Source organism: Paenibacillus sp. E194, assembly GCF_000935845.1.
Classification (GTDB): Bacteria; Bacillota; Bacilli; order Paenibacillales; family Paenibacillaceae; genus Paenibacillus_B; species Paenibacillus_B alvei_B.
Genome location: NZ_JMDX01000242.1, coordinates 1 through 8340 on the forward strand (window position 1 = coordinate 1; position 8340 = coordinate 8340).

General features: G+C 45.5%; 8 protein-coding genes, 1 pseudogene and 1 riboswitch. Of the genes and pseudogenes, 1 reads left to right on the plus strand and 8 read right to left on the minus strand.

Features of this window, described 5'->3' with window-relative positions; all coding sequences use genetic code 11:
- The 3 genes and pseudogenes from AZ66_RS23775 to AZ66_RS23785 form a co-directional block, all read right to left on the minus strand.
- A pseudogene (locus AZ66_RS23775) lies at positions 1-221 on the minus strand (serine hydrolase); the annotation flags it as partial.
- Positions 222-438: 217 nt separating this feature from the next.
- Complete coding sequence (locus AZ66_RS23780; protein WP_231587012.1) at positions 439-864, minus strand: hypothetical protein; 426 nt, start codon at positions 862-864, stop codon at positions 439-441.
- Positions 865-869: 5 nt separating this feature from the next.
- Entirely contained in the window at positions 870-1457 is a 588-nt protein-coding gene (locus AZ66_RS23785) for a hypothetical protein (protein ID WP_044357126.1), read from the minus strand.
- Between the two features lie 284 nt (positions 1458-1741).
- Here AZ66_RS23785 and AZ66_RS23790 point away from each other — a divergent pair, with 284 nt between their 5' ends.
- Positions 1742-2266, plus strand: a complete 525-nt coding sequence (locus AZ66_RS23790) for a ClbS/DfsB family four-helix bundle protein (protein ID WP_044357127.1) — start codon at positions 1742-1744, stop codon at positions 2264-2266.
- 206 nt (positions 2267-2472) lie between these two features.
- Here the strand turns inward: AZ66_RS23790 and AZ66_RS23795 are convergent, their stop codons facing one another.
- The 5 genes from AZ66_RS23795 to AZ66_RS23815 form a co-directional block, all read right to left on the minus strand.
- Positions 2473-3396: an alpha/beta hydrolase gene (locus AZ66_RS23795; protein ID WP_044357128.1), complete on the minus strand. Its 924-nt coding sequence runs from the start codon at positions 3394-3396 to the stop codon at positions 2473-2475.
- Positions 3397-3490: 94 nt separating this feature from the next.
- Positions 3491-4606 carry a DUF4179 domain-containing protein gene (locus tag AZ66_RS23800; protein ID WP_044357129.1) on the minus strand — a complete coding sequence of 372 codons (1116 nt, stop codon included), beginning with the start codon at positions 4604-4606 and terminating at the stop codon, positions 3491-3493.
- Positions 4603-5136: a sigma-70 family RNA polymerase sigma factor gene (locus AZ66_RS23805; RefSeq protein ID WP_021260225.1), complete on the minus strand. Its 534-nt coding sequence runs from the start codon at positions 5134-5136 to the stop codon at positions 4603-4605. Before AZ66_RS23805 ends, AZ66_RS23800 begins: the two co-directional genes overlap by 4 nt.
- Before the next feature lie 160 nt (positions 5137-5296).
- Complete coding sequence (locus AZ66_RS23810; protein WP_231587013.1) at positions 5297-6637, minus strand: alanine/glycine:cation symporter family protein; 1341 nt, start codon at positions 6635-6637, stop codon at positions 5297-5299.
- A 145-nt stretch (positions 6638-6782) separates the two neighbouring features.
- A riboswitch (glycine riboswitch) is annotated at positions 6783-6887 on the minus strand.
- 195 nt (positions 6888-7082) lie between these two features.
- Positions 7083-8340: pyridoxal phosphate-dependent decarboxylase family protein (locus tag AZ66_RS23815; protein WP_044357130.1), on the minus strand; the 1258-nt coding region annotated here is incomplete at its 5' end.

The window sequence follows — 8340 nt, forward strand, 5'->3', positions numbered from 1 at the left end:
CCGGATTGCCCAGATACTACGATGTTCCCATGATCAATGAGTGCATATTGAACACTTGTCGTACCGAAAGTGTCCGTCAGCAGTGAAGCTTTTTCAGTAGCCACTTTTTTGGTAGCGGAGTAATTTAACCCTCCATTTGAAGCTGCAGCCATCGCGCTTGTCGGAACAAGCATCGTAACAACCATACATATTGCCAAAACCCAAGACAACCTTTTCTTCATCCTTATGCCTCCCATCACTGTACTCAATGTGTAGTACGAATAAGACGGGAACAAGATTCATAAATCCTTCATCTTTTTCCATTACCTAACCAACTATTTCTCCATTTCGAGTGAAGGGAAAGGAACGGCGAGACAATAAAGCAGCATATCACCCGTACATGACATGCTGCTTTTCGTTGTCACATCCTAATCCGTGATTAAGATATTACCGTGTAACTTAACTTTTTTTGCCAAAGTTAATAGCCGCTTGATGATTGGCGGTGCTATATTTTCCGAAATAGACATCAATCCAGCGATATGAGAGTTTAGCTGTATTCTTGAGATCCCCTGTATCTTCAACAACAAACGTGTTTATCACGTAACCGCCTGGAATCGATATGCTCTCATTATTATTTAATACAATCATTGTACCGAACGGAAAAACAGGCTTGTTCCAGTTTCCCGCACCCCAGATTGTCGGATGCACAGCAACACCTCCGATGTAGGCAGCCTTTCCACCAGCAAACACCGGCTTATTGTCTCCCGCCGCCCCTGTATACGCAGTAAAATCTTCATTCATATACGTGATGTCCGCCTTCGCTGTAGATACTCCGGTAAATAGAAGTGCTGTTGACATGATTATGGCTGCAAACCACTTTCTCATCTTGATCACTCCCCTTGTCCAGACAATATCCTCCCCGTTACAGCATCGAACTCGATCTGCTGCAGTTGATCTTGATCATCTCGGCCAATCACCGTAATCGTAGTCAATCCTTCTCCTGCCTGAAGAATAAAGTGATAGCCGTTAGCCCATCCATCTCCAGGTAGCAAATGTCTTGACCGTATGCTTTTGAGCACTGCCACAGTACTGTCAATCTTGACCTTGTCGGTAGATACCATCCATTCGGAATTGTAATTACCAATTCCAGGTATGACCTTATCCACCTTTCCATCCCGAATCGCAATAACAGCGCGCTTGTTCGCCGGGGCACCCACCTGTAAATTCCATCGACTCCTTGTACCTTCTTGTCCACTTGTCTTCCCGAACCCGTCATCCACACTTGTCACATAGAGTAGGACAGCTTCGGGATTCCACTTTTTTGCCGCTACCATTCCGACATGAAGTGCATCGATAAGCGATAATTGACTGTGTGAATGGGTACGTTCAACATGCGAATCATCCATGACAAAATGGTATATTAGTAGTGAACATGCTAATACGATGACTGCACTCAGCGTGGCAAACATCTTATTCATCCCTAGCAAGCACCTTCCTGTAATGTTTTATGATACAGATCAAAATCCTTTTATTTTCCATTATTGCTATTCACTACTCTATCAGACCTTTCAAAACAAGCTCAATAGACAGACATGGATCTTGGAACAATCCCATTAGCGCCTAAAATATCCCCGATTGTAAAAAGGAACTTTCCAACTCTGCAGTGAAATCATAATTTCCAAAGTTCAATTAATGTTGACATCCAGTTGTCAGGTTACCAATGTCATACTATATACAGCAATTGCTTAGGAGGGATAACGCAATGACAGCATATCATTACAACAATAAGGCTGCCTTAATTGATGCAATCCAATATACCTATAGGCGGTTTGATGAAGAATTCAACGATATCGAGGACAGTGCAAGGGATGTGCGAATCACTGGGGTAGATCGAACTCCAGCCGAGATCATCGCCTATCAATTAGGCTGGCTGCATCTCGTTATGGGGTGGGACAAGCAGGAACAGGAAGGCGAAATCGTACATATGCCTTCTCCAGAGTATAAGTGGAATCAACTCGGTGCATTATATCAATCTTTCTACGAGCATTATTCATCTTACTCGTTAACTGAATTGCGCAATCAACTCAAGGATGCCGTACACCTGTGGGTGAATTGGATTGATAGCTATAACGATGAGGTATTATTCATACAAGGGGTTCGCAATTGGACAGGGGACAAGCAGAATTGGCCGATGGCTCGATGGATACATATTAATTCGGTTGCTCCATTTACATCATTCCGTACGAAAATCAGAAAATGGAAAAAAGGTTTTTTGAGTATGCCTTAACTCTGTTATCCTAGTTGTACAGCGACAGATTAATACGATCGTAACCGGATATGAACCGTCTGCCGCTGATTCAACTAGGAATTTATCTATTCACCTTTTTATCTCTTCTTTTTATCTATATCTAAACCTATTTCTATTTCTATATCTATATCTATATCTGTATCTATTTCAACTCTTCTATATCTAGTTCAAGCAAATGAATTTATCTATTGTTTGCTCTTCATAATAGAGGCAACGTCTTGAATGGCTGTCCGAGCAGCGCCGCTTATGCCCGCGAGTTGGAAAAATCCGTGATTGACACCAAAATACTTCCTGCACTCAACACCAACTCCTGCTTCAAGCAGGCGTCGATACAACATTTCTCCCTCGTCTGCAAGAGGATCGAATTCGGCAAGAAGAATATGCGTGTATGGCAATCCTTCCAAGTCGCTGCGCTGAATAGGACTTGCCTCTGGATGTTCGGATGGAATGTCTCCGAAATAAGCTTCAAAACCGCTGAGCAGTGCATCGCGAGTGATCACGTAATCATCTCCGTACCGTTGATAACTCTCGCTTGAACCACTAGCGTCCAACATCGGATATATCAAGATTTGTCTTGTTGGCATCCATTCCTTCTGCGCCTTGAGCCGCAAGGACGTTACTAGCGCAATATGTCCGCCCGCACTATCACCTGCCAGTGTAATATCGTTCGGATTTCCTCCCCAAGATACGGCATGCTCACGCACAATTAGTGCAGCCTTATAGGCATCATCATGAGCGGCTGGATAGGCATGCTCTGGTGCCAAGCGGTAATCTACTGCTACCACGATCGAGTTCCCTTTGTTAGCTAATGCTCTTAACTGGCGGTCATGAGTTGTGAAATCCCCACTCACAAAGCACCCGCCATGGTAATAGATCATAACAGGAAGATTAGACGCATACGACGGTCGGTAAATGCGTAAAGGGATGGAATCGATCATATGATCGGTGATTTCCCATATAGGCTCCGCTTCTCCTGCCAACACAACCGATTGAACATAACCTTGACGGCGATCCTGATAGCTCTGCTGTCTCACAGAAGGACGTCCTGATTCAATAAAATCCTTAACGATGCTTCGAATACCTGGTTCCAAATCATTCAAGCGCTCCATGATGTGAACTCTCCTCCGACTGAAATACATGATGTAATGGCATAATTCCATCAATATTCATGTTACACGCGAATGATCGAGGAATGCAATCCTTTCATCGAACGGGCAACTTGAACTCCAGCTGTGGAATATAGTTCTTATCCGGGCCTTTTCTTACAAACGGCTTAATGACGATTAAGCTAGGCTTCACCTTGAAAGGCTCGTAAGAGGTCGAGAACACCATTCCTTTTCCTTCTCCTGAACCATTCCCCGCAATTGCATTCTGTTCATTTCCCTGCTCATCCTCGATATCGAACTCAAGATTGAGGAACCCATCAACTTTATAGCTATCCGGTATTGCATCCAGCATTTTACGATAATCTTCTTCTCCGCTTGCCCCGTGGACACCGACGAGCAAGCGGGTTGTGATGGGGGTAATTTCGACTCGATCGATCGTCATGTTTATCGAATCATGTGATTTGGTCTCTGATGTCTTCAGGATAATCGTTCGCTCCGTATCCTTCTTGATCGGGAAGAGGAACTCGTAATTCTCATCCACATCAGCCAAATACACGACCATCTTCATTTCGAACGAGTCTGGAAGCTCGAGATCAGCAGAATCTAAAGCGGTAACGATTATCGATTGCGGAGCATGCTCCCCACCCGGCTGCAGCCCCATCCCGGTATTTATCTGCTTGTCTCCCATATAAAAATCGATATTATTGGCTCGCTTGCTAAGCATGCGCTGCTTGTTCCATAACTGAAAAAAAGAATCCTTCGCCGCATTCGCATCTTCTCTACTGAGCACTAGAGATAGCCTGCTGCCATCATACATCATCTCAGAAATCGTGAGCGTCACTCCCTTATGGGTTACGCGCTGATTGACTGAGGTGACCATCCCCTTCTCCTGTGCGGATTGCAAGCCAAGATCACCGACCAGCTTGAATACGCTATTCATGAACGGAATCTGCTTTAACGTCTGAGCGATCGCTGGAGAGGCAAGACCCGAGAAGATCATGACAATCCCGAGACTCGCTACACCCGCTGTTGAAATCAACAATCTGCGCAACCAGCGGTTCTTCCGACTTCTTCTCTTCCGTCCAGGAAGTATCTCGTCGATGATCTGGTATGTCCGGTCCATTCGGTTGCGAACGGATTCTGGCAGCTCGCTAATATATGGTTCCCTAAGCTGTTCCAGTCGCTGATCAATAGGCAGTTGTATGTCTCTCATCCGTTCATCTTCCTTTCTTCAGTATCATCCAGCCATTCTGCGAGCGTGTGACGTGCCCGATGCAGCCGTGTCTTCACCGCGCCCACGGACATATCCATCATCTCGGCGATCTGATGCATAGGCAAATCCTGAAAATAAAACAAAATAACAATATTGCGAGATACTTCCTCAAGCCGATAGATCGCCTGACGCAAATCAAGATGATCACTGTATTCAGCCGTGGCAACACCAACTTCTGGGAGTTCAGCCAGCATGATGATGCGAGCCTGCTTCCGCAATATCATATTGCATTCATTGATCAATATCCGAAAGAGCCAAGTCTTAAAATAGGCATGATGATTTAGATTGGTCAGTGCGCGGTAAGCCTTGAGCACAGCCTCCTGCATCGCATCTGCACAATCCTCATCCCTTCTGACGATCGACCTGGCCATGTTGAACATTTGGGCTTCATGCTGCTTGATGAGTCGAATAAACGCCTCTTTATTACCTTCCTTAGCCAATCTCACATCTGTCTCTATATCGCTATGCAAGCCGTTTCTACTCCCTTCTTTACCCCATACACGCGAATCTAACTGCCAATTAGATGCACAAGATAGGCAAAAGGTTTCATTAAACGCAAAAAAACTGCCAAATGTTCACTTTCGTGCATTGGCAGTTTACTCAAGAACAGGAATTGCTTCCTGCTTCTATTTATTTTCCAGATTCCCTATGTTTCCAATATAGACGCGTCTCAGACACGACGACTCCAGACAAACCGAGCAGTGCGACTAGGTTCGGCAGCGCCATTAATCCATTTACAATATCAGCAAGCTTCCATATCATATCCAGCTTGATAAATGCCCCAAAGCCAATGATCGCAATGAACACAAGGCGGTACGGCAGAATCGATTTGACACCGAACAAATAAACCATGCACCGTTCGCCGTAATAGTTCCAGCCAAGAATCGTCGTGAATGCAAATAAAATCAAGCAAAACATAAGAATGAGGGAACCGTATGGCAGCGCAGCATCAAATGCTGCCTGTGTCATGGCCGCTCCTTCCATTGGGCCATTCCATACTCCCGTTACAATCAATGTTAATCCTGTAAGCGAGCAGACGATGATCGTATCGATGAATGTTCCAGTCATTGATATGAGTCCTTGCTCAGCCGGCCATTTCACCTTCGCAGCCGCGGCCGCAATCGGTGCGCTTCCGAGACCTGATTCATTGGAGAATACACCTCTTGCAATCCCGTTGCGGATCGCCATCATAACCGTTGCTCCCAAGAAGCCGCCTCCTGCTGCTGTTGCATTGAACGCGCCATGGAAAATCAACGACAGTGCGTGCGGTATCTGATCCGCAAATGCAATAAGCACCACAAAGCTTGCGATAAAATAGATAATAGCCATGACAGGGACGATTGTCGTCGTCACATGTGAAATACTCTGAATCCCGCCAATTGTAACAAGTGCGGTCACGATAGTGACGATTGCCGCAGTGACTACTGCAGGCACTCCAAGGCTTGCTTCTGTAGAAGTGACGATTGCATTAATTTGCGGAAATGTACCTATTCCAAGTAAGGCAACCAACACCCCGCTAATCGCGAAGAATACAGCAAGCGGCTTGAATTTCATGCCAAGCCCCTTCTCAATATAATACATTGGGCCGCCTAGCACTTGTCCATTGTCATCAATGTTGCGATACTTGACAGCAAGCAAGCCCTCCGCATACTTGGTAGCCATTCCGAAGAATGCAGCAACCCACATCCAGAATAACGCACCGGGTCCACCCACCTTAATTGCAGTAGCAACCCCCACGATATTACCGGTTCCAATTGTCGCCGCCAGCGCAGTAGCCAATGCCCCGAAGCTGGATACATCTCCTTCTCCTTCGTTCTTCGACTTGAATATTAACTTCAAGGCGAGCGGCAGGCGGAACAACTGTAGTCCACCCAAGCGGATCGTTAATAAAATTCCCGTTCCTACTAATAAGATAAGAAGCGGTGCTCCCCATACCATGCTGTTCAATTTGTCTAACCATTGTTCCATCATTGCCAAATCAGTTCCCCTCTTTGTGAAAATAAAAAGAGTCAAATCGAATGATTTGACTCTGGGGACATGTGTGCAGAATAAATAACCTGACGTAAGTGACATACCTAAATAAGATCATCATACCGATAACTTACGATTTCTACGCTTCTGCATCCCTGTCCTTTTACCTGAGAGTTTTAACGAATCCACGAATCAAATTCGTCTTGCCCCTTCGGTGCCCCAATCATGGAGTCTCTCCAGAGTCCTGTCCATTTACGGTCCTGCTTATACGTATTCGAGCTCAAGGTTCGATATGCCTAAGCGCCTGAGAGCTTACCCCTTCGGCTAGACGATTCGTCTATCTCCCGCAAACTTCATCCAGTTATAAAGTTGTAGGTAACATTATAGTAGACACACTATCATTCTGCAATGATCCACGGCATTGTAATTTATCCCATACCATTTATCACACATGTGCTCGTTGACTGTAATATAGGGATCTGGCCTCATTTAATAAATGAATGAGTTCTTTCATATTCTGTTCGCTCGTATCGTAATTGGTAAAGCACGCCCGCAGCGTTGGTACACCATGAATGATAAATACGGATAGCCACACTTTCCCTGTGCTTAATAAGTGTTGATTCACAATTAGAGCGAAATGCTGATCGTTTCGTTCCCATGCTTCTTGATCAAGAAAGCAAATGACTGGCAGCACGGTATCATTGGCAACTGTCCAGCCAGATCGCATTAATTCTTCTCTGAATCGCTTGCCCATTTCAATTTGATGTCGCAAGACAGCCCGATATCCTTCCCAACCCGCTGTAGCCAAGGATAAATACAGCTTCAATCCTATAAATCTCCGTGACCATTGAATGGAATGCGTATATGGATCAATCGTGGGCAACTCCTCACCCTCCTTCGGCATATAATCTGCCGTTATACGGAAGGTTTCATTCAATATACGTGAATGCCGTGTGAAGTACATGCCCGCCCCCATCGGAACGGACAGCCACTTATGAGCATCAAACGCAATTGAATCTGCTAGCTGGATACCATCCACATGGTAGGACAGCTCGGAATCCAACACGATTGCACCGCCATAAGCAGCATCCACATGAAGCCACATCTGTTCATGCTCCGCTATTGCTGCGATGTCCATTAACGGATCAATTGCACCGGCTCCCGTCGTTCCCACTGTAGCAATAATAAGGAATGGGGCAAAACCCTGCGCGCGGTCTATACGTATTTGTTCTGATAGCGCATCTATATCCATTTGCAAGGAATCGTTCGTACGAATGGAGCGAATTGAATTCGTTCCAAGCCCGCAGGATCGAGCCGCCTTCACCAATGAATGATGACTTTCTTCAGAAGCATACAAAATGGGTGGCTTCTCCAAAGCTGCTAATCCGTCTGTTGCATACTTTGAAAAATGATAAGATAGTGCCGTTAAGACTGCTGTCAAATTAGCTTCCGCTCCCCCAGTCGTGAAAGTTCCATCAGCAACATCACGCGGGTAACCAAATTGAACGGCGAGCTCACGCAGTACATAATTCTCAATTTCTACGGCAAGCGGTGCATGACTCCATGCAGCAAGCTGGGGGTTAAACGCCGCTGTTATCGTGTCTGCCATAATTCCCATAAAGTTCGGGCGGGGATTGTATAAGCCATAATATCCTGGATGTGCTGTGTGCACTTGATATCTACGCAGTCCTTCTATAACATGC